The sequence below is a fragment of the Desertivirga brevis genome, from assembly GCF_017355835.1.
The window spans coordinates 587,654-610,833 of record NZ_JAFEWF010000006.1; the positions used below are offsets into that span (position 1 = coordinate 587,654).

Consider the following 23,180-nt stretch of genomic DNA (forward strand, 5'->3'; position numbering starts at 1 on the left):
CTTATGTATAGCAGAAGAAAATTTATTAAGGTTTCAACTCTCGCAGCTTCCACTCTGGCTATTCCGGTTAAAGCGGCGGACATCCTTACTAACGAAAAAAGACCTCCTGTAGTGATATCTACCTGGGATTTCGGAATCCCAGCCAACAAAGAAGCCTGGCGTATCCTTTCAAAAGGAGGCAGGGCTCTGGATGCAGTCGAAGCCGGCGTTAGGATACCCGAAGCAGATCTGAATAATCATAGTGTGGGAAGGGCAGGCTACCCCGACAGGGATGGGATAGTGACGCTGGATGCCTGTATCATGGACGAGTTCGGTAACTGCGGCTCGGTAGCGGCTTTAGAAGATATCGATCACCCTATTTCGGTTGCGCGCCTGGTAATGGAAAAAACACCTCATGTTATGCTGGTGGGAGAAGGTGCGAAGCAATTCGCCTTGGAGATGGGGTTTAAAGAGCAGAAACTGCTTACGCCAGAATCAGAGAAAGCCTGGAAAGAATGGTTGAAGACAGCTAAGTACAACCCCGTGATCAATGTGGAAAACCAACTTTACAGGCCGGATAAGCTTCCAGGGAACCAGTATAATCATGATACCATTGGTATGTTAGCTTTGGATGAGAAGGGCAATCTTTCCGGTGCCTGTACCACCAGCGGAATGGCCTTCAAGTTACATGGACGTGTCGGAGACAGTCCGATTATTGGAGCTGGTTTATATGTTGATAATGAAATCGGGGGTGCTACATCTACAGGAGTTGGTGAAGAGGTGATCAGAAATGTAGGAAGTTTTCTTGTTGTCGAACTGATGCGTAACGGCTATACTCCTTATGAAGCTTGCAGGGAAGCAGTGAACCGGATCATTAAAAAGAAACCAGAAAGGGCTAAAAGTCTTCAGGTTGGATTTCTTGCGTTGAATAAGAAAGGGGAATATGGAGCCTATGCCATCCAGAAAGGATTTTCTTATGCAGTTTGTACCGGCGAAAATCAGGAAGGATTATTTGCAAGTAAAAGTCATTACTAATGTTTAAGCTGGAAGTATGCGCTAATTCAGTTCGTTCGGCACTGGCAGCTCAATCTGGCGGAGCGTCCCGGGTAGAGCTTTGCAGCAATTTAACGGAAGGAGGGACTACACCGTCTTACGCCCAGATAAGTCTTTGTGTTAAATATCTCCAAATTCCTGTTTATGTTCTTATCAGGCCCCGTGGGGGCGATTTCTGTTATTCCAGTCTGGAATTGGAGGAGATGGAAATGGACCTGGAAGCTAGTGCGAATGCCGGATGTAAAGGAGTGGTGTTTGGAATTTTGAATAAGGATGGCACGATTGATCTTGATCGTAATTATAAACTTCTTTCTTATGCCCGCAAACGGGGGATCACTGCAACTTTTCATCGGGCTTTTGATGTGTGCAAGGATCAAAAGCAAGCGTTAACGGAAATTATTGACCTGGGATTTGACCGTATCCTCAGCTCAGGGGCTGCTCCCACAGCCTTAGTAGGGGCGAGTAGATTAAGAGAACTGGTAGAACTATCAGACAACCGGATAGTCATAATGCCTGGTAGCGGGATCAATGAAAATAATATTAGTGAGTTGATCAGGATTACAGGAGCGCAGGAGTACCATGCATCTGCCCGGGTGCTTGAAGACAGAAGCCATTTTGTAAACCCTCAAATTTCTTCTACTCACATCTTTCAATCGGAACTCGAAGTGACAGATGCCGCTAAGGTACGCCGCTTAATTACTGCCGGTACAAACGCCTTTTAATTTTAGAGATATGCTTCATAAAAAAATACACTTACTTATTACTGCTGTCTTTTTGCATTTTGCTTTTCCAGTCTTTTCGGCAGGGGGCAAAAAAGGCTTTCTGGTAAAAGAAAAGACGGAACCGGAAGTATCTCAAAAGATTCTTTTTAAGGAAACTCCGATATATAAAAATCCCAAAGCAGATTTGGAGCAGCGAGTGAAAGATCTGCTGGGGCGCATGACCCTTGAGGAGAAGGTAGGACAAATTTCTGCCCTCCTTGGTTGGGAAATGTATGAAAAGGGTGGAGCTAAGATCGGGGTGTCAGCAAAATTCAGACAGGCCATTAAAGAAAGGCATATCGGAATGTTATGGGCTACTTTGAGAGCAGATCCATGGACAAAAAAAACATTAAGTAACGGCTTGTCTCCTTATGAATCTGCACTCGCAACCAATGCTCTTCAAAAATACACACTGGAAAATACCCGTTTAGGGATCCCTTTATTTATTGCCGAAGAGTGTCCTCATGGTCATATGGCTATTGGAACTACTGTTTTTCCTACCTCAATCGGTCAGGGAAGTACCTGGAACCCTGATCTAATAAAGAAAATGGCTTCTGCAATTGCCCGGGAAGCCCGTGTGCAGGGTGCCCATATAGGCTACGGTCCGGTTCTTGACCTTGCACGCGAACCGCGCTGGTCGAGAGTGGAGGAGACGTACGGCGAAGATCCAATCCTCAACGGAGAAATGGGGATAGCAATGGTCCAGGGTTTCCAAGGCTCTGATCTGAAAAGTGGAGCTAATATCATTTCTACCTTAAAGCATTTCACTGCATATGGAGTTCCGGAAGGGGGACATAATGGGGGAAGTGTTAATTCGGGTCTAAGAGAGCTTTACCAGTCGTATTTATCGCCCTTCAGATCTGCCGTTAAAGCAGGTGCCCAGTCTGTTATGACTGCTTATAATTCTGTCGACGGTGTTCCTTGTTCTGCCAATCCTTTCCTATTAAGAGATGTTTTAAGGAATCAGTGGGGATTTAATGGCTTCACGGTATCTGACCTCGGAAGTATAGAAGGAGTTTTCATGACTCATCGCGTGGCTGCAAATCAGGCAGAGGCTGCTGCTTTAGCTATGAATGCCGGACTTGATGCAGACCTCGGAGGAAATGGATTCAATAAAGGGTTAATAGAATCTGTAAAACAAGGCAAGGTAAGCGGGGCTCGTCTGGATTCTGCAGTAGCGAATCTATTGCGACTGAAATTCAAGATGGGATTATTTGAAAAACCTTATGTAGACGCTAGCCTCGCAAAAACTACTGTCGGTACACCGGAACACATTAAACTGGCAAGGCAGGTAGCTAGAGAATCTATAGTACTTCTGAAGAACAAAAATAACGTCCTTCCCTTAAATAGCGATTTTAAAAAGATTGCCGTCATCGGGCCTAATGCAGATAATCTCTATAATCAATTGGGCGATTATACGGCTCCACAGAGAGATGAAGCAGTGGTGACTGTACTGGAAGGTATTCGCGCAAGAGCTGGTAAAGGGATAAGTGTTGATTACGTTAAAGGCTGTGCCGTCAGAGATACAAACTCGTCTAATATAGCAGAGGCTGTTCGACTGAGCAGGAATTCAGATATCACCATCCTTGTATTAGGCGGATCCAGCGCCCGTGACTTTAAAACGGAGTACATTAGCACAGGAGCAGCTAAAGTTTCAGAAGAAAAGCAGGGTGCAATTCCAGATATGGAAAGCGGTGAAGGATTTGACCGTATGAGCCTGGATCTTTTGGGTAAACAAACTGAGCTGTTAAAAGCCGTTTTAGCGACGGGCAAACCTGTTGTTGTGGTAATGATAGAGGGGAGACCCTTAAATCTGAACCTTGTTGAAGAGCAGGCAGATGCTATATTAACTGCGTGGTACCCGGGACAGGAAGGTGGTAATGCTATTGCCGATGTATTATTTGGCGACTATAATCCGGCAGGCCGGCTTCCCATTTCTGTACCTGTTTCTGTGGGTCAGTTACCTGTATATTATAATTATAAGAGCCCGGTAAAGCATAATTATGTTGAGGGATCTTCTAAGCCCCTTTATAGTTTTGGTTATGGATTGAGCTTTTCATCGTTCAAATACTCAGAGCTGTCCGCCAACGTTGAGGAAACAGAAAATAAACTGATCGTAAAAGTAAGAGTAAAAGTGAAGAACAATAGCGAGAGGGAAGGAGATGAAGTGGTTCAGCTGTATTTTAGGGACGATATTAGCTCTGTAGTAAGCGCAGATAAGCAACTTGCGAAATTTAGTAGGGTGCATTTTATGCCGGGTGAAGAGAAGATAGTGGAGTTTTCTCTCCATGCCGAAGACCTTGCACTGTATGACCGTTCCCTGAAACACATTGTTGAGGCTGGCTCTTTTACCTTAATGGCCGGGGGAAGTTCCGATAACTTGCCATTAAATACCCGCCTTCAGGTTGAGCGTACACATTTTACTACTCCTTAACCGTTTTTTTCTCAGTCTTTTTGACGGAAATTATCCCGCTTAAATTTCCGTCAAAAAAATTTTGTAATTACTAACCAATAATGTAACTTAACGTTATGAAACCGCACCATCGTGCTTTTTCTTTTTTACCGATTATAACCTAGAATCCTTAGAGAAATATTTAATAGAATTTTTTAAAGCCAGACTGCTTGAGTAAAGTTATGCTTGAGATTTTGTTTTTGTCTCAGGTTGTTTTCTGATATTTACATGTTTTTATCATTTTTTATGATAAAAATTAAAGGATTTGGTTGTTTTTGTATAGTATTTTTGTTTTTTTAGTATTAATAGGTTACTTTTATATAAAATATTTGTTACTATTTCTAAAATCGTACGAACTTGGCAATTGAAAGAAAAGAAATTGGATCTATTTGGCTTAAAATAAAAGAGAATGATGATTCTAAAGCGTTTGAATCATTCTTTTTTCAATTGAGTTCCCGTTTGATAAAGTTCTCTGTCTTTTATCTGCATAATCAGGAGGCAGCTGAAGAAATTGTATCAGATGTTTTTACAAATCTATGGATCAATAGAAAAAAGCTTGGGCATGTACAAAATGTAGAGTCTTATCTCTACATAGCAGTGAAAAATCAGTCTCTAAACTATATTAAAAAGTATTCAAACATACATTTGGTAAGCTTGGATGATTCCGAACTTGAGTTCGTTGATCCCTGGTGTCCGCAAAAGGAAGTTGAAAGACGTGAATTGATCTTTCTTATGGATCAGGCCATTGAATCCCTTCCCCAACAATGTAAAATTATATTCAGGCTGGTTAAAGAAGACGGTTTGAAATATAAGGAGGTGGCTGAGATCCTAAACGTTTCTCCCAAAACGGTTCATACCCAGCTTTACAGGGCTATGAAAAAGTTGAATACGGTGATGCAACCCTATAATAAGGAAAGTAACGTGCCTTTTTTTAGCGGGCTGTCTGTGATTGTACTTTTCTTGTTAAGCTTGATCAATTCCTGATTGTAACTTTTGTTGCGTCCCCAATGCGCGTGCTTCCATTCTAAGGCAACCTATTCATATTCTCTGATCGCACTTTCCAGGTACCGTCTTGCGGAAAGCCGGGCGCGTTCGTTGTCCCGCTACCATCCCAACCCGCAGCCATTAATCCGGCCGCGGCAAGGAATGCGCTGTTTGCTGGTAAATAGGCGGCGCAGCCAAGAGGTTCTTTGGCCCTTTGCACATGACCATTTTTCAAGAACACTGCACCCGGAAGGGTATTGCATAAAATGTCGACCGCCTCTTTTTGTTTTCCTAATCTTGCAGCTGTCATGGCTCCCTTTCCCAGGCTCCAGCTTACGAAACTCTTTAAGCCGTTCCTTTGATAGATAGCGTCGAAAGTGTTTGACATGATCTGTGTGTCTACCATTTCAGTTTTCGGCAGATAACCTAAAGCCATGAGCATTGCTGAGGAGTATCCGCCTTGCCGTGTATACATTTCGGGATCGCTTTCCATCTCGACATACTTCCCCTCCTGTATGGTAAGTGTTGACAGCTTATTTAATACTTCTTCCCATTTCCTGTCCTTCGGTAAGCCCATTCGTTCACGCCATTGCTGCGCTACCTTGAGACCATGATGCCACTGTACCAGCTCGAAGGATGGGTTAAAAGTTTCACTTTCATCGGTGCTTTCGTTTACACTTTTTAAAGGAGGGCCAAGAATGTAACGGTCCGTTTTCTTATCGAACCACGCGTAAGAGGCGAGGAATTTTGCCGATTCAAATACGACATCCTTGTAAGTATTCAAGGTTGCCTTGTTTGGCTTGTATCTGAATATAAGTTCAGCAAGGTAAATGGGATTTGCCTGGTTCCAGATAATGTAAGGATTAATCTCTCCCGGCGTTGGTCGTCCGTTTATACCCGCCATCTTAGGCCATCTTGCGCCTTCAAAGCCTTCCTTTTTAGCTACTGCAATTGCTAACGGCAGGATCTTCCTGTACCAGTTGAAGCTTTTCTCCAGAAGATTGGTATGATTAAATTCATAAAATTGAGCGGTATGCCACCAGTATACTTCCGAATTATGCTTGCCGTACCAGCTAATATGTGTAAGTCCGGTTTCCTGCGGAGGAAAAGACCCTGCATAATTGATCTTCATAAGATATTGGGTAAGGACGATGCGCCGTTCGAGCTCAGTGGCTCTCGGGTCGGTACTTCCGGAAAAATCAATTACCCCTCCTTTACTCCAGTAGTCTTTCCAGGCCTTTTCACTTTGAGTACAAATGGCGGTAAACAATGTGCTGTTTTTGATTGGCGCAGCACTAAATTCGAAAGTCACCTCCAGATTGTCTTCTGTAGCCTCCAGATGAAACTCATGATCTCTATCCTCAATCAGATCAGCCTTTCCCTTCCAGCTTATTAAAGTAAAATAGACCGTTTCATCAATTTCTCTTCTAATAAGAGCTTTGTTAGCATTGCGACTTATAATACTACTACGGTGACGCTCCACGCCGGTCCAGTCGAAAGGTGGCTTATTCTTCGTTTTTAAATCATAAGAATAGGGGAATTTTATAGCAGGCTTTAATCGCCCATCTTTCAATAGCGGCGACTTGATTTTAAAGCCAACAATGCTTTTATCTGCACCGCTTACCGTTTCTACCATAACCGGAACTCCATCAACATTGTAGGCGCTGCTAAGAAGACCTTTCCAAAGATCCAGCTTTTGATCAATATTGCTTATTGATTCCATTTCAAGACGTTGGTTGTTCTTCCCCAGTAAGCTGATCTGCCCCAGAGGAACGGGATGTGGATTCTGTCTGAAGAAAGCTCCTGCCTCGCTTTTCTCCTGGTTCACGTACGCAATCCTGCGGCCATGAAAATCAATTTCTTTCATCGCATCTTCCAGCTTATATCCCTTGGCATTAGGGAAGGAGTGCCAGGCCCAGGTACACATGGTTTCAAGTGAGATGCCGTTTTTATGATAGAAGTTTTCAAAGGTTTGGAAGCCCGTAACATCCGCAGTAAATGCAAAATCGCCGTTTCCGACCGACAGGGGAGCTAAAGGATCAATAGCCTTGATGGAGATATTATGACGATTGATTAGGCTAAACCGATTGATTGGTTGCGAGAAAGCTGTGGAAGTATAAATTGTAATTAAAGAGAGAACTGGCAGGAATAAAGTAAATCCCTTTTTCCAGGCCAAGGAAATGCTTACAATCATTAATTCAGGTTTAAATGAAAAACCAAAACTATTCACAAGCATTTGAATATCCTTGTAACAAGGATAATAGTGTTAATATTGTTACCTAAAAGGATGCGGATCTTACGAAGTTTTCGAATATCCTCGTTTTCTGCTTTTGCTTTTTGCTGATGATTTCTTGCTTACTGAAGTTTTTTTACCAACCAGAGGAGGGGAAACAAAAGCCGGTTTTGTGTAGCTTTTCAATGATAGCTGATAGGGATGGTCTGCAAATGGAATATCCTGACCGATCGTTTCTTTGATATCTTTCAGGTATTGTAATTCTTCCGGCTCGCAAAATGATAGAGCAGTTCCTTCGTTCCCAGCGCGTCCTGTTCTGCCTATCCGGTGTACATAAGTTTCTGGTTGGATGGGAAGTTCGTAATTGATCACATATTTCAGGTCATCGATGTCAATTCCTCTTGCCGCCACATCTGTCGCCACCAAAACCCGCAGTCCCCCATCTTTGAAAGTATCAAGGGCCCGCTGACGGGCTTCCTGGCTTTTATTGCCGTGGATAGCAGCTACCTTAATTTTAGCTTTTTCCATAGCTCTTACAAGTTCGTCGGCGCCCAATTTCGTTCTGGTAAATACCAGTACGTTTTTTATTTCTTTGTTTTTTAGTATATGGGCAAGTAGAGCGGGTTTATCTTTCTTCTCCACAAAATAGGCTAACTGTGCAATGTTTTCTGCTATCGAAAGTATCGCGTCGACCTTTAACGTCTCAGGCTGATTTAAAAATGAAGAAGTGAGATCGGTAATTGCAGGGGACATCGTAGCAGAAAAAAGAAGAGTTTGCCTGTTTGAAGGTAATCCCTCAAAAATCTTCGATAAGTCCTCTTTAAATCCCATTTCCAACATACGATCTGCTTCGTCCAGCACAAGGACCTGAACCTCTGCTAAGTTTATATAGCTCTGTCTGGAAAGATCAAGGAGCCGGCCTGGAGTTGCAATAAGTATGTCCGCACCCAACTGAAGATCGTTTATCTGTTCTTCAATCGGCACTCCTCCAAACAATACTGCTTGTTTTAAACCTGTATATTTGCCGTATGTAGCAAAGCTTTCACCAATTTGAAGTGCCAGTTCCCTTGTTGGGCAAAGTATAAGGGCCGTTGCCTTTTTATTACCAGCATCTTTGTCCTTTTTGGTTTCCAGCAAGTGCAACACAGGCAGAGCAAAGGCTGCGGTTTTACCTGTTCCTGTTTGAGCACATCCTATAAGATCTCTCTCATTCATTATAACAGGTATTGCCTGTTGCTGTATAGGGGTGGGTATGTTGTAGCCTTCCTCTTCCAGGGATTTTAAAATACTTGAGCTAAGATTTAAATCTTCAAAGGATGTGTTCATAAGCATTGTTTTTGTAGAATAAGAAGAGGTCTTATCATCTAACGGAGAGAAGAAAAAATTCTGCTAACCTTTAAAGAACAAAAATAGCGTTCTCTGCATTATCTGGTTTGGGTATTTTGAAAATGTTAAAAAACGCAAGTTCCCTTACTTAAAGTTGGAAAGAAGTTAATTCTTTTATTAAAGAGGATTCATTAGTCTTAATTCCTATATTGTTTAACTGATTTGGATCTTTGTATGGAAGCTAAACCTTACCTGAAAGAAGTAATACTGCAAAGAGAACTTGTTCCCTCTTTCAATGAATATCCCTTCAATATTCCGGCTGTAAAAAGCCTTCAATCATTAAAGTTTCATCACGATGTTACCTTTATAGTAGGAGAAAACGGGTCAGGTAAATCAACACTAATAGAAGCTATAGCTTTGAGCCTGGGATTCAGTACCGAGGGAGGAACTATTAATACCCAGTTCCACACCCATCAAAACTCGTCGGGGTTATATCAGTATTTGAGAAATATAAAGAGCTACCGAAAGCCGTCCGACTATTTCTTTTTAAGAGCAGAGAGTTTTTATAACGTTGCAACCTATATGGAGGATGTATACGACCTCGATAAGCCTAAGGAACTTGAAAAGTTTGTTGCACAGTATGGAGTTGAGTCATTGCACAAATGTTCGCATGGAGAATCATTTATAGCACTTTTGACCAATAAGCTTAGAGGTAGAGGCCTTTATATCTTTGATGAGCCTGAAGCTGCTTTATCGCCATCAAGACAGCTGGCTGCTTTATCATCCATCAGTGCATTGGTGAATCAAAATTCCCAGTTTATTATCGCAACCCATTCGCCTATTTTGCTGGCCTACCCGGGTGCTATTATCTACCAGCTTGACGAGAACGGGATTAGGCAGGTCAAGTACGAAGAAACCGAACATTATATAGTTACCAAACACTTTTTAAGTAATTATAAGGAGATGCTAGGTATACTAATGGAGGAGTGATCGCAGATTCTCTGTCAGACGGCTCTCCTTTATTTATCGGCAGCCACATGGTAGCTGGGATCTTCTAAAATATTCACATCAATAATAGATTCCGCATTTTTTAATAGTTTACGGCAGTCTTCACTTAAATGCTTCAAATGTAGCTTTTTACCAGCCTTTTGGTAGCGCTCCGTCAGCTTGTTCAAGGCTTCTATTCCCGACATGTCAGCTACCCGGCTCTCCTTAAAATCTATGATAACTTCTTCAGGATCATTCAAGACTTCAAACTTCTCTGTGAAATTAGCTACTGAAGCAAAGAATAGGGGGCCATATATTTCATAATGCTTGGCACCGTTCTCGTCAATATATTTTCTTGCTCTGATACGAGTTGCGCTATCCCAGGCAAATACTAATGCAGAAATAATTACACCAATAAGCACTGCAAGTGCAAGGTTGTGAAGCCACACGGTGATAACAGCAACAAGTATCCCCACAAATACATCCTGCTTTGGCATCTTATTGATTATCCTGAAACTTAACCATTCAAACGTCCCAATTGCTACCATGATCATTACACCAGTTAATGCTGCCATTGGAACTTTCTCGATAACAGGCGCGCCGATAAGGATAATGAGTAGTATGGTTAGTGATGCAATGATTCCGGACAGTCTTGCCCTTGCTCCTGCAGAAAGATTTACCAGCGTTTGTGCTATCATCGGACATCCCCCCATTCCAAAAAAGAAACCATTTAAAATATTCGCTCCCCCTTGTGCTATACATTCTCTGTTGGTATTGCCTCTACTTGCAGTGATCTCGTCAACAAGATTGAGTGTCAAAAGTCCTTCTGTTAGTCCAACTCCCGCCATGATCAATGCATAAGGGAAAATAATTTTTAATGTATCCAAAGAAAGAGGCACGTTTGGGATATGAAATGGAGGAAAGCCACCGCTTACAGAAGCGATATCTTTTACGGTCCGGGTATCGATATTAAAGCCTAGAACAATTAGGAAGATGACAATGATTGCTCCTAATGAAGGGGGAATAGCCTTTGTGATCTTAGGAAATAGCACAACAAGAGCGATAGTTGTGGCAACTAGCCCGGCCATGATAATTAACGGCTGTCCCGTCATCCAACTAACCTGTCCATTAACAACTGTTTTAAACTGTTGGAACTGAGCTGTAAAAATAATCACTGCGAGTCCATTCACAAAACCATACATCACAGGTTGAGGAACAAGGCGCACAAATTTTCCAAGCTTAAATAAACCTACCAGAATTTGTATAACCCCAGCCAGGGCAACGGTAGCAAAAACATATTCAATACCATGAGACTTCATCAATGCAATAAGTACCACGACTGTGGCTCCTGCTCCGCCTGAGATCAGTCCGGGTCTGCCACCGAATATAGAGGTTACCAAGCCCATAATAAAAGCGGCATAAAGACCAACCAGAGGTGGAAAACCGGCAAGGATCGCGAATGATAGTGATTCAGGCATCATGGTCATCGCCACGGTAAGACCTGCAAGAACTTCATTTTTATAGTTAATTTGCTTCGAAAAGTCGAAAAGACCTAAATAAGGTTTCATCCCTAGTTATTAATTGAAAATGTTGATGATTTAATTAGCTTTAGCAGTAGATGTTTCCTGAGAAAAGACTGGAGTATCATAACTCAGGGTGGTGTTACCGGATTGGTGGATATAGTACTACTCATGCCTGTGCAAAGGTAGGAAAATGAAGTTTGCTGATTCGAAATTATAAAAATTAAGCAGAGGAGATCTGTAAAACATTAGGACTGTGATCTTGTAATAGGATAGTTATGGCAATGGAAGAAGAACCGTTAAAAAATGTTGTTCAGCTGGCTTTAAAAAAGCACAAAGTTTTCAGTCAGAGCAGGACAAAGTTTCTTTTACGCTCTATGATGGCAAGTATGTTCATAGGGTTCGGGGTAATAGTGGCGTTCAAAACCGGAAATTATTTCTATCTAGCAAATTCCCCATTCGCTTACCCTATGGCTGCATTCACCTTTGGGGCGGCTATTATATTGATCGCCTACGGAGGAGGTGATCTTTTTACAGGTAATACGTTTTATTTCACGTATGCTGCTCTTCAAAAGCAGTTAACATGGAAGACCGTTTTGAAGATGTGGCTCGTAAGTTACATTGGTAATATTCTCGGAGCTTGTGTCTTTGCTTCCCTGATCCTTGGCACAGGATTGTATAAAGAAAGTTCGGTAAATAGCTTTTTGCTCAATTTGGTAAGTCATAAAATGCACATTCCCACCAGTGAACTTTTCTTCCGGGGTATATTGTGTAATTGGCTTGTTTGCATGGCTTTTTTTATTCCAATGGCACTTAAAGGTGATGGACCTAAGCTCTTTACTATGGTCCTTTTTGTGTTTTGCTTTTTTATTTCGGGATACGAACATAGTGTTGCAAACATGTGCACTTTCGCTATTGCTTTAGTACTTGATCACCCCGGCACTATCTCTGTTGAGGGTGTCGTTCATAACTTGGTTCCCGTAACCTTAGGCAATATATTAGGTGGTACATTGATGATGGGGGCTTTTTATAATTATTTAAATAAAGAGGCAATAGAACCTGGAGGTTAAACCCGATTCCAAAAACTACGCGGCAGTCACAAACGGAGGGAGAAATAACCGGAATGTCAATTTTGGCCATTAAGAACAATATAAACTTCATAAAAAAGCCCCGAGCTATGAGAGCGTCAGGGCAATCCCTTTTCCACTACCGGAAAGGAGGCAACAAACGTTCCAACCTTTGGTAGTGGTGCGCAAATTAGCTGATAAAAATCGAAGAATTGTAATCTGAAAATCAGGAATGGAAAAATTGACTTGTTGGGTGTAGTCGTCAGGTTACGTTAAGAACCTCTTTGGAAGAAGGCGCGTAGAAAATTAGTTACACCATAGCAGATTAATCCAAGTGCAATTGCCGCCAGCATGTAGGTGCCTAATGGGCCGTGCTGAATAAAACTGAAAGCTTTACCTGTGTCACCAGCCTCTTCCGGGTTTCTATGAGAGCTGGCTTTAAAGAATAAAAACGCGATAACCAGCCATACCAGCCCACGAGATATATAACCTACTTTTCCTGCTCTAATCAAAATAGAAGCTGTGTTGAAATTTAAAGACTGGAGATCAATATGTTTTCGGTGCTTTTCTTTGATTCCGTAATAAATTTGATAAAGTCCAATTCCTGCCAGGATTAGGGCTGCTATAATTAAAAGCCAGGTTCCTCCTGGCGATTCAAGTAACTTTTTCGACAGATCACTATACGAATCTCCTTCACGTTCCGCCCGGTTCCTCCAGAAGGTTTTAGCGGCAAAAAAGGAAACAGACAGATAGGTTAATCCGCTGAAGAAATAGGTAAGTCTTTGCCCAATCCCCGTAGCATTACTTCCCTTGCCAGAAAGATCAAGAAGGCTTTCTAAAAAGCGCCAGATACTGTAGCAAAGTAAACCGGCAGCAATCAACAGTAATACGATATTGCCGAACGGCTGACTTAACAGGTTTTGCATAACACCTGTCCTGTCACTGGTCCTGGCTGAATGTCCATTAACTTCAAAGGCGGCCATAATAGCAAACAAGCCAATAAGGCAATAAACAACACCCTTAGCAGAAAGACCTATCTTTGCAAGAAGTCTTATAGATGGCGAATTAGCTGAATAATACAATGAGTTTTCTATTAGTATCTAGATACAACCCCGTATTAATCCTGCTTGTTTCTGAAAGTCTTTATTTGTTTTCTCGGTGCAACAAGAATATTTAAAATTTCAACATTTCAGGCATCTGGTATTTAAAGATCTGTATGAATAGTATAAACGTATTCAGATTAATAAGCAGCTTTTATGAGATCCTAAGTCAGAACAAGTTAGGAAAATCCGTAATTATACCATCTGTACCCATCTTAGTTAACTCATCAATTTTTGCTTTTTCATTAACAGTCCAGGGGATCACTTTAAGTCCTTTTTCGTGACAGCCTTTTATGAGTTGCTGATCCACTAGCTTATAAGCGGGGCTATAAACATCTGGTATAAAACTAAGTCGATTTAAATTTTCAGAAAGGTTTCCCGTGGAAGTCAGAAAAGAAGTCTTTGTCCCCGGATATTTACTATGAACAATTTCCAGTGTTCTGGGATCAAAGGATTGAATAATAACCCATTGACCGATCCCTTTTTGCTTAATCACATCCATTAAAAGGTTTACGAATTTCTCAGGTTCCGGATGTAACTTGTTGTCCCCTTCCGGACTTATCTTGGTCTCTATATTATAAAATACCTGCTTCCGTTTGTTAAGCTTTATGTCATTTTGCACAGAATCAATCAAATCGCTAAGCAAGGGGATGTATGTCTTGATCTTCTCTTGCCGGGGGAACTTTTGATTAACCTTTAAGCCCACATCGAACTTCCTGATCTGATCGTAATTCATTTGATAAAAAACGAGACTTTCGGCTTCTTCCGGGCTGATTTCCTTTCCTGATTCAGTTAGAGAAAATTGGGGATTTATTTTAGCGTCGTGACTAACGATCACCTTATTGTCTGCAGTGATTTGACAGTCCATTTCAAGTGTTGTGATATTCCTGTTCAGGGCATTCAGCATTGCAGGAATAGTGTTTTCCGGAACCAGGCCACGGCCCCCTCTGTGAGCTTCTCTGCTAAACCTTGGCAAGGTAGATTTTATTTCCATGCTTTCCGGAGCTTTAAAAGCAATTATAATCAGGACAATAAAAAAGGTGCTTGAAATTTTCTTCAACATCCTGCGAAGCTGAGATAATTACTTTACGTAAAGATTAAGAAAAGATAATATTTCCGCTACATCAACATTCCGAAATTGATTTAGGTTGTAGGTGAAAGATTATTTTGGAAGTAAAATGCAGGAAACATTATCTCTTCAGGTTCTAAATATTCTGCCCTCGAGCAACGTTTCCTGCAAAGGCTAATGATTATTTCAAAAAGCTGCCTAAACCTCCGAGGTCTAATCCTAAAGATTTCGATAAACCCTCCTTCGTAATACTGGAATCATTTGGGTCGTTAACTTTATTTGCGAATTTCTGCAGAATGCCAGGGAGAGCTGCTGCTATTGCTCCTGTAGCTGCAGGAGGTAAACCCAGTTTACTTGCTAATGCACCCACTACTCCTCCTTGTATTGCATTTGTAACGGGACTGCCGGAAGTCATGCTATTTGAAAGCTGGGAGAGTATATCGCCCACGCCACCCTGACTTGCGGCATGTTGTTTTAAATTATGATCCAGCTGTGTTGCTACCTCGTGCTGTACCTCTTCTTTCCTGTCCGCAGGGATAGCATTTGCTACTTGTGGATTTCCACCTATCTGGTCTTTTACAAGATCTAAAATCTGGTCAAACATAGTTGTTCTTTTCTTAGGTAAATGATTTGTTTTAATATGATCTTCAAAAATGGTTCCAATCACATAGGGTGCCAGAGGGGTATTAGAAAGAAACAACACATTGAAAAAGCTGTTAAGCAAGGATAAATTGAACTATGAAAACATTAAGAAAAACAGCTTTTTTATTTGCTGTTGTGGGCTTTATGCTTACAGCATGCGGAAAGGATCCGGTTAAGCAGCTTGCAAAAACATGGCAGGTAACGGATATCGAGACTGCAACAGAATTACCAGATTCTATTAAATCACAGATGCTGGCAGGGTCACAAATGGTTTTCACAAAAGATGGAAAATATACATCTACAGGAGGCATAGGCGCAGACCAAGGTACATACACTTTAGATAAAGAAGGTAAGAACTTGTCAACAATCTCCCAGGCTGGTAAAAGCAATTCGGTGTATACCATTGATAAATTGTCTGACGAAGAAATGGTATTGAAAAACAACGGAAACACAGTTACCTGTACCGCTCAAAAATAGAAATTATGGGATTATTTGATAATGTTAACAGGGCTGTTGCCAATCAACAACAGGCGAACGACTATAATGCCATCTTACAGAAGGCAGGATTGACGGTTCAGAATCTGAAAGTGGCCAATGCAAACGGTAATTTAACGGTAGCAGGTACAGTACCTGATATGGCTACTGCCGAGAAAGTAGTGGCTACGTTAAAAACTCAGCCCGGAGTTTCGCAGATCACCAATCTATTGGAAATGGAAGATTTGACTGCAAAGAACATAAAGATGAAAGTAGCTACGAAAGAATCCAATCTTAATATCCGAAAAGGACCGGGTACGGAATATGAGATTGTCGGCAAAGCTGCACATAACTCTATTGTGCAGTTAATTAAACGGATGTATAATGACTGGTACTACATAAAGTCAGACGCAGGCATCGAGGGCTTTTGTTCCAAAAATTATTTACAGCAAGTTTAGCAAAAAAAAAGACCTGCCCTGGTTTCTGGGGCAGGTCCTTAATGTTTTTAAAAAACCTCTTTATCTTTAGTTCGATAATATTGTAAATTCTGTCCTTCGGTTCCTTTGATGCTCTTCGTCGGAACAGCTTGCGTTATTCCCACATTTGTTAATCAGTCTCGTTTCCCCATAACCTTTTGCAACCATACGTTCCTTCGCAATTCCACGACTAATCAGGTAGTTTACAGCGGATTGGGCGCGGCGCTGAGAAAGCGAAAGATTATAAGCATCTTTTCCTCGGCTGTCGGTATGTGAAGAAAGTTCGATCTTCAACTTAGGGTTTTCACGCATCAATAGCTCCAGTCCGTTCAGAATAAGGGCAGCATCTGATCTTATGGCATCTTTCCCTAAATCATAGAAGATATTATCAAGCCTTATTGTTCTTCCTTTTTCTAAGGGATCTAAGTTTAAAGAGTACTCTAACGTGTCTGAGAGTTTAATTCCATTTGTGTTGAAAGAAATGGAATCAGGAAGGAAGCCTGCCTTTCTTGCTTTTAGTACGTACTCTGAATCTTTGTGCAATTCAAAATAGAACTCGCCTTTACCATTACTGCTCTTTTTAGCAGCAATTTCCTTGTTCTGAGAAAATAGAGCAATTCCTGCATCTGCAACAGGTCGCTTATATCTTTTATTATTAATAGTACCTTTTACAGCAAGTACAAATTTAACAGGAGCGGTATAGCTGAAAGAATAAATATCGTCAGCCCCTTTTCCTCCAATACGGTTTGAGGAAAGATAGCCGGTGCTGCCAGTCTCATTATTAACCTCAATAAACGCAAAATCATCTGCCGATGAATTAATAGGATACTTCAGGTTCTGTGGTTCTGACCACTGATTTCCGCTTCCTTTGCTGCTGAATATGTCCAGGCCTCCCATTCCCATATGCCTATCGCTGGAAAAAAACAAAGTTCCATCTGCTTTCACTGTCGGGAATAATTCATTGCCTTCCGTATTAATATTCTTTCCGCAATTTTGAGGGGCAGACCATGATCCATCGCTGCTTTTTATACAATACCACACATCTGTACCGCCTATTCCACCGGGCATGTCGGAGATGAAGTAGAGGGTATTCTCATCGGGACTTAATGCTGGATGTCCTACCGACCAGGCTTTTGGGTTGTTGTACTTGAAAGGTGTTTCTTTCCAGCTTCCTGAATCATCTTTTGTATAAATAAATATCTCGAGCACTCTGGCGTGGAATTTCTCAGACGCTTGCTTCTGTAACGAAGCTTCTGTACCAGAATGCGTTTTTGTTACATATAGAGTTGTCCCCGTTTTATTTGTACAAAGTGGACCAATGTGGAAGTTGCCCTTGTTGAACATTGCTGATATGGCAGAAGGGGAAGGGAAAGATCCTTTTTTCTGTGGGGCCGAAAAGATCCTGCTGTAGCTATTCCCGGTCCACCCGTATTTATCAGAAGAGCTTTCCCGGGGTTCAGCTATAAAATAAACAGAATCCTTTACGAAAATGGGACTGTAGTCAGCAAGAGAAGAATTCAGCGTGTTCTCATTTTTAAGGATATGAATGGTGGGAGAGGCGATCCATTTCAAGGCAGAGTCGCAACCTGCGCGATCAACTCGAGGAGATGAACCTGAGGCGACTTCATAAGCGTTAAAGGCAGATTTTGCTTCTCTGTATTTTCCTCTTAATTTTAATACCCTTGCATAAGCCAAAAGATCGGAATCAGTTCTTTTTTCGTCCTTGATCACCTCTAAGTACCATTTTTCAGCCTCCTCATATCTTTTCATCTTAAGATAGGAGTCGGCCAGGTTCTGCAAGTCAACCAGGTAAGGATCCTTCCTTGCTGCTAATTTTTCATACAATACTACCGCTTTGGCGTATTCGTATTTCTTATACATTATTTCAGCTTTCTCACGCGTTCCTTTCTGTTCCTGTGCATAAAGAGTTGCACTTAACATGGACGCAGAAAAAAGAAGGCTTAAGAATTTTCTTTTCATACAAAAGCTGCTCATTATTTATTTTGCTTTTTATATTTTAAATAGGGGGACCAATTAAAAGAACCTTGGACTTAAGATCCTGTAGGCTTTGCGAGGGATAGTAAGTCCAAGGGTAATTTCATGAGATCCACTTTCTACTTCTCTGAGACTGCTGGTTGAGTAATCGTAAGAATAGCCAAGACGCAAGTTCTCGTTAATGTAGAACTGGACTATTCCGGAAAAAGAATTAGCACTTGTGATTCCCTGTCCCTCTTGGTATTCTTTCTCCCAAAGTTTTGCGCCTGTCCTGTAGCCAGCTCCCACCCAGAAACGGTCATTGAAAATGAGCATCGCATTAAGGTCAACGCTTGATGGTCCCTTGAAATCTTCTTTGTATAAAATGCTCGGACGTAACTTGATTTGGTTGTCCAGGTCAAATAATAATCCGGAGATCAAGTAAAGGTGGCGCATGTGCTTCACTGGTTGAATAGTGTTCGGGTCGCTTGTGGCAGAAACCTTAGAAGCACTGCTAAGGGCATCCATAATGGATAATCCCATATAGAATTTGGGCGAATAGTAATAGGCACCGAAGCGAATGTCGGGAACGATATCTGTAGTACCACCTTTGGGAAGATATTGATCTGAGCCGTTGATCGCACTTAGCCTGGAAGCGTCAACAGAATTTTGAGTAACTCCAGCGCCCAGCCCGAAGGATAGCCTTTTAGTGTCCTCACTATTTAACTGCAGGCGGTAGGAGTAATTTAGATAGGCCGAGTTGGAAAGCTGCGGCCCTAATTTATCTGCTGCCAGTTGTAAACCTAATCCCATTCTCTTTTTCTCTGAATCCAGGATTCCATCAATTGAAACTTGACCTGTTTGGGGAGCATCTTTAATTCCGGACCATTGCTTTCGCAAAGCCATTTGCGCAAACCATTCCTCTTTGTAGCCCGCATAAGCCGGGTTCACGCTCAAGGAGTTGAAGATGTACTGTGTAAACTGTACATTCTGCTGTGCCAGGGCGGGGGCTATTCCTGAAATAAGTAGAAATAGTCCCATTAGTAATTTGCCACTGTTAATTTTTGCCATTTTATTGGTATAAAAAGTTTTCATTCCCGATGTTATCGCTGTATTAGTACCCAACCTTTACGTGTCTCTTGCTTACCTGCTTTATTTAGCTTAAGGATGAAGAAGTATGTACCCGCATTCAATCCCGTTCCGTCCCAGGTGTTCTTGTATTTTCCATCCCGGAAAACTTCATTACCCCATCTATTGAAAATTGTAAGGTCTGCACTGTCGTAATTTTCGATTCCCACAATTTCAAAAGTGTCGTTCATTCCGTCGCCGTTTGGTGTGAAGACATTGGAAACACTAACCCCATTAATAGTTACCTCAATTTCCTGAGTTGCCCCATTGGCATCTTTTACGGTTACACGATAGGAGCCTGCAAGAAGATTCTCAAATGTTTCAGAACCCTGATAAGCGCCGTTTGTAAGCTTGTAGGTATATGGCCCAACTCCTCCTTCTGCTTTAACTTTGATAGAGCCAGAATTTATTTCGCCTAACATTACATCGCGTTTAGATACCAGACTTAACGTTAGTGCCGCTGGTTGCTCAATGGTGAATGTTACGGTAGCTGTTATACCGTTACCATCTTTCACTGTTCCTGTGTAAGTTTTGGCCCTAAGATTATTGAATACAGCTGAGGTTTGGTATCCTGCGTCGAGTTTGTACTCATAAGGTCCTGTTCCTCCTGAAGCTGTCAAAGTAACTGATCCTGTTGCTGTATTGTAAATACTTGCATTAGCCTTTGTTGAAACTGCGAGGCTAAGACCTGTTGATGGCTGGGAGATAGTCACTGTTGTAGTGCTTGTAACCCCGTTTGCATCTTTGATAGTAAGGGTATACGTACCAGCTGGGAGACCGGTAAATGTTCCATTTGTCTGATAAGTACCATTACCCAGTTTGTACTCATAAGGACCAGTACCACCAGAACCTGCAACTGTAAGTGCGCCTGTAGAAGCACCAAATGAAGTTATATCTGTTTTGTTAACAACATTTACTGCAAGAGCTGCGGAAGGCTGAGAAATGGTAATAGTAGTAGTGCTGCTAACTCCATTAGCATCTTTGATAGTAAGGGTATACGTACCAGCTGGGAGACCGGTAAATGTTCCGTTTGTCTGGTAAGTTCCATTACCAAGTTGGTACTCATAAGGACCAGTACCACCCGAACCCGATACTGTTACCGCGCCTGTCGAAGCACCAAATGAAGTTATATCCGTTTTGGTAACAACAGCAATAGCAAGGGCTGCAGATGGTTGAAGAATTTCAGAGCTAGCTGTGGCGGTACAACCTTTTGCATCGGTAACGGTTACCGTATAAATGCCAGCTGGAATATTGCTTAAGTTTTGCGACGTAGATTGATTATTCCAGGAATAGCTATACGGAGCAGTTCCATTAGATACATTGATATCTATTTTTCCTGAAGAGGCGCCATAAGATAAAATGTTTGTCTGATTTGCTACGGTAACTTTTAAGGCAGCACTAGGCTGAACAATAGTTATTATTTTGCTTGTGCTAACTCCCGCTGCATCTTCAACGGTAATTACGTAGCTACCTGCACTAAGACCGGTAAAGTTACCGCTTAACTGATAGTCATTATCATTTACCTTGTATTTATAAGGTGTTGAACCTCCTTCACCCGCTACAGTTACAGATCCTGAAGCTGTTCCAAAACATGAAACATCTGCTTTTGCTATTACTGCAAGTTCAAAAGGATCTGTAATTGAAACCGGATTTGAAACAATTGAGGTAAGACCAGGTGCCTGGAACCTGAAGGTTCTATTCCCTTCAATACCAGTTATAAAGAGGGTATTGAAAATAGCTTTGCCATTGTTATCTGTTTTAACAGTCAAACTGCCTAGAAGTGTGGCATTGCCATCATGTAGAGATACTGTAACATCTATGCCTGCCTCTTTCACCTCATTTCCTGAAGCATCTAATAGTTGAATCACTGGTTGAGTGCCTAACAATTGTCCGCTCTTCGCTAAAGCACTTGGTTGCATAGAAATAGCCAGTTGAGTGGCTGCACCAGCATTAACAGTGATGGTATTGGAAGTAGCAGCAGTTATACCTGTAGCGGTAAAGCTTAATGTCCTGTCGCCAGCAACACCTGTGATAACAAGATCAGAGAAAGTAGCCAGACCAGAAGCATTGGTGGTAGCCGTTAGGGTACCTGCTAAGTTTCCAGAACCAGTTGCAACAGAAGCTGTGATAACAACACCTGATTGAGCCACATTATTACCAGAAGCATCTTTAAGTTGTACTGCTGGTTGTTGAGCAAATGCAGAACCGCTAACAGCGGTAGCTGAAGGTTGAGTGGTAATAGCAAGAGCAGTTGCAGATCCAGCATTAACAGTGATGGTATTGGAAGTAGCAGCAGTTAATCCTGCAGCGGTAAAGCTTAATGTCCTGTCGCCAGCAATACCTGTGATAACAAGATCAGAGAAAGTAGCCAAACCAGAAGCGTTAGTGGTAGCCGTTAAGGTACCTGCTAAGTTTCCAGAACCAGTTGCAACAGAAGCTGTGATAACAACACCTGATTGAGCCACATTATTACCAGAAACATCTTTTAGTTGTACTGCTGGTTGTTGAGCAAATGCAGAACCGCTAACAGCAGTAGCCGAAGACTGCGTAGCAATAGCAAGTTTAGTTGCTGCACCAGCATTAACAGTGATGGTATTTGAAGTAGCAGTAGTTAAACCTGCAGCGGTAAAGCTTAATGTCCTATCGCCTGCAACACCTGTAATTACAAGATCAGAGAAAGTAGCCAAACCAGAAGCGTTAGTGGTAGCCGTTAAGGTACCTGCTAAGTTTCCAGAACCAGTTGCAACAGAAGCTGTGATAACAACACCTGATTGAGCCACATTATTACCAGAAGCATCTTTAAGTTGTACTGCTGGTTGTTGAGCAAAAGCAGAACCGCTAACAGCAGTAGCCGAAGGCTGCGTAGCAATAGCAAGAGCAGTTGCTGCACCAGCATTAACAGTGATGGTATTGGAAGTAGCAGCAGTTATACCTGTAGCGGTAAAGCTTAATGTCCTGTCGCCAGCAACACCTGTGATAACAAGATCAGAGAAAGTAGCCAGACCAGAAGCATTGGTGGTAGCCGTTAGGGTACCTGCTAAGTTTCCAGAACCAGTTGCAACAGAAGCTGTGATAACAACACCTGATTGAGCCACATTATTACCAGAAGCATCTTTAAGTTGTACTGCTGGTTGTTGAGCAAAAGCAGAACCGCTAACAGCAGTAGCCGAAGGCTGCGTAGCAATAGCAAGAGCAGTTGCTGCACCAGCATTAACAGTGATGGTATTGGAAGTAGCAGCAGTTATACCTGTAGCGGTAAAGCTTAATGTCCTGTCGCCAGCAACACCTGTGATAACAAGATCAGAGAAAGTAGCCAAACCAGAAGCGTTAGTGGTAGCCGTTAAGGTACCTGCCAAGTTTCCAGAACCAGTTGCAACAGAAGCTGTGATAACAACACCTGATTGAGCCACATTATTACCAGAAACATCTTTTAGTTGTACTGCTGGTTGTTGAGCAAATGCAGAACCGCTAACAGCAGTAGCTGAAGGCTGAGTGGTAATAGCAAGAGCAGTTGCTGCACCTGCGTTAACAGTAATCGTATTAGACGTAGCAGCAGTTAAACCTGCAGCAGTAAAGCTTAATGTCCTGTCGCCAGCAACACCTGTAATAGCCAGGTTAGAGAAAGTAGCCAAACCAGAAGCGTTAGTTAGTGCTTTAAGTGTTCCGCCTAATGTTCCGTTTCCACTTGCAATGGCAACTGTCACTTCCACATTTTCCTGAGCAACATTATTACCAGAAGCATCTTTAAGTTGTACTGCTGGTTGTTGAGCAAATGCCGAACCACTGGTTGCAGTAGCTGAAGGCTGCGTAGCAATAGCAAGAGCAGTTGCTGCACCAGCATTAACAGTGATGGTATTGGAAGTAGCAGCAGTTATACCTGTAGCGGTAAAGCTTAATGTCCTGTCGCCAGCAACACCTGTGATAACAAGATCAGAGAAAGTAGCCAGACCAGAAG

Annotated in this window: 17 protein-coding genes; 8 read left to right on the forward strand and 9 right to left on the reverse strand. The window is 42.0% G+C overall.

Features of this window, described 5'->3' with window-relative positions; all coding sequences use genetic code 11:
* Positions 1 to 3 precede the first annotated feature (3 nt).
* The 4 genes from J4N25_RS17765 to J4N25_RS17780 all read left to right on the forward strand — a co-directional run bounded on the left by J4N25_RS17765 (position 4) and on the right by J4N25_RS17780 (position 5,229).
* Positions 4 to 1,014, forward strand: coding sequence for a glycosylasparaginase (locus J4N25_RS17765; RefSeq protein ID WP_207423130.1), 1,011 nt, complete (start codon positions 4 to 6; stop codon positions 1,012 to 1,014).
* Positions 1,014 to 1,754, forward strand: a complete 741-nt coding sequence (locus J4N25_RS17770) for a copper homeostasis protein CutC (RefSeq protein ID WP_207423131.1) — start codon at positions 1,014 to 1,016, stop codon at positions 1,752 to 1,754. Before J4N25_RS17765 ends, J4N25_RS17770 begins: the two co-directional genes overlap by 1 nt.
* A 10-nt stretch (positions 1,755 to 1,764) precedes the next feature.
* Entirely contained in the window at positions 1,765 to 4,227 is a 2,463-nt protein-coding gene (locus J4N25_RS17775; protein ID WP_207423132.1) for a glycoside hydrolase family 3 N-terminal domain-containing protein, read from the forward strand.
* Between the two features lie 375 nt (positions 4,228 to 4,602).
* Entirely contained in the window at positions 4,603 to 5,229 is a 627-nt protein-coding gene (locus tag J4N25_RS17780; RefSeq protein ID WP_207423133.1) for an RNA polymerase sigma-70 factor, read from the forward strand.
* A 40-nt stretch (positions 5,230 to 5,269) separates the two neighbouring features.
* On the opposite strand, the gene J4N25_RS17785 is transcribed toward J4N25_RS17780, so the two are convergent.
* Complete coding sequence (locus J4N25_RS17785; protein WP_207423134.1) at positions 5,270 to 7,423, reverse strand: hypothetical protein; 2,154 nt, start codon at positions 7,421 to 7,423, stop codon at positions 5,270 to 5,272.
* A 102-nt stretch (positions 7,424 to 7,525) separates the two neighbouring features.
* Complete coding sequence (locus J4N25_RS17790; protein WP_207423135.1) at positions 7,526 to 8,788, reverse strand: DEAD/DEAH box helicase; 1,263 nt, start codon at positions 8,786 to 8,788, stop codon at positions 7,526 to 7,528.
* A 234-nt stretch (positions 8,789 to 9,022) separates the two neighbouring features.
* On the opposite strand from J4N25_RS17790, the gene J4N25_RS17795 reads away from it, so the two are divergent.
* Positions 9,023 to 9,778, forward strand: coding sequence for an AAA family ATPase (locus J4N25_RS17795; protein ID WP_207423136.1), 756 nt, complete (start codon positions 9,023 to 9,025; stop codon positions 9,776 to 9,778).
* A gap of 29 nt (positions 9,779 to 9,807) precedes the next feature.
* Here the strand turns inward: J4N25_RS17795 and J4N25_RS17800 are convergent, their stop codons facing one another.
* A complete protein-coding gene (locus J4N25_RS17800; protein WP_207423137.1) occupies positions 9,808 to 11,343 on the reverse strand; it encodes a SulP family inorganic anion transporter in 1,536 nt (511 codons plus the stop codon).
* A 236-nt stretch (positions 11,344 to 11,579) separates the two neighbouring features.
* On the opposite strand from J4N25_RS17800, the gene J4N25_RS17805 reads away from it, so the two are divergent.
* Positions 11,580 to 12,365, forward strand: coding sequence for a formate/nitrite transporter family protein (locus tag J4N25_RS17805; protein WP_207423138.1), 786 nt, complete (start codon positions 11,580 to 11,582; stop codon positions 12,363 to 12,365).
* A 269-nt stretch (positions 12,366 to 12,634) separates the two neighbouring features.
* Here the strand turns inward: J4N25_RS17805 and J4N25_RS17810 are convergent, their stop codons facing one another.
* From J4N25_RS17810 to J4N25_RS17820, 3 genes are all read right to left on the reverse strand, one after another.
* Positions 12,635 to 13,444, reverse strand: coding sequence for a DUF1206 domain-containing protein (locus tag J4N25_RS17810; protein ID WP_207423139.1), 810 nt, complete (start codon positions 13,442 to 13,444; stop codon positions 12,635 to 12,637).
* A 187-nt stretch (positions 13,445 to 13,631) separates the two neighbouring features.
* On the reverse strand, positions 13,632 to 14,456 hold the full coding sequence (locus J4N25_RS17815; RefSeq protein WP_242695918.1) for a glycerophosphodiester phosphodiesterase family protein: 825 nt from the start codon (positions 14,454 to 14,456) through the stop codon (positions 13,632 to 13,634).
* A gap of 256 nt (positions 14,457 to 14,712) precedes the next feature.
* Positions 14,713 to 15,135, reverse strand: a complete 423-nt coding sequence (locus tag J4N25_RS17820) for a hypothetical protein (protein WP_207423140.1) — start codon at positions 15,133 to 15,135, stop codon at positions 14,713 to 14,715.
* Positions 15,136 to 15,269: 134 nt separating this feature from the next.
* On the opposite strand from J4N25_RS17820, the gene J4N25_RS17825 reads away from it, so the two are divergent.
* On the forward strand, positions 15,270 to 15,650 hold the full coding sequence (locus tag J4N25_RS17825) for a lipocalin family protein (RefSeq protein WP_207423141.1): 381 nt from the start codon (positions 15,270 to 15,272) through the stop codon (positions 15,648 to 15,650).
* Between the two features lie 5 nt (positions 15,651 to 15,655).
* The gene (locus tag J4N25_RS17830; protein ID WP_207423142.1) at positions 15,656 to 16,105 is read left to right on the forward strand and encodes an SH3 domain-containing protein; all 450 of its coding nucleotides are present in this window, start codon (positions 15,656 to 15,658) and stop codon (positions 16,103 to 16,105) included.
* A 66-nt stretch (positions 16,106 to 16,171) separates the two neighbouring features.
* Here J4N25_RS17830 and J4N25_RS17835 read toward each other — a convergent pair whose 3' ends face one another.
* The 3 genes from J4N25_RS17835 to J4N25_RS17845 form a co-directional block, all read right to left on the reverse strand.
* On the reverse strand, positions 16,172 to 18,103 hold the full coding sequence (locus tag J4N25_RS17835; RefSeq protein ID WP_207423143.1) for an OmpA family protein: 1,932 nt from the start codon (positions 18,101 to 18,103) through the stop codon (positions 16,172 to 16,174).
* A gap of 54 nt (positions 18,104 to 18,157) precedes the next feature.
* Complete coding sequence (locus tag J4N25_RS17840; protein WP_242695919.1) at positions 18,158 to 19,168, reverse strand: PorP/SprF family type IX secretion system membrane protein; 1,011 nt, start codon at positions 19,166 to 19,168, stop codon at positions 18,158 to 18,160.
* Between the two features lie 32 nt (positions 19,169 to 19,200).
* Positions 19,201 to 23,180, reverse strand: a 3,980-nt coding sequence (locus J4N25_RS17845; protein ID WP_207423144.1) for a T9SS type B sorting domain-containing protein, incomplete at its 5' end; no start/stop codon positions are given.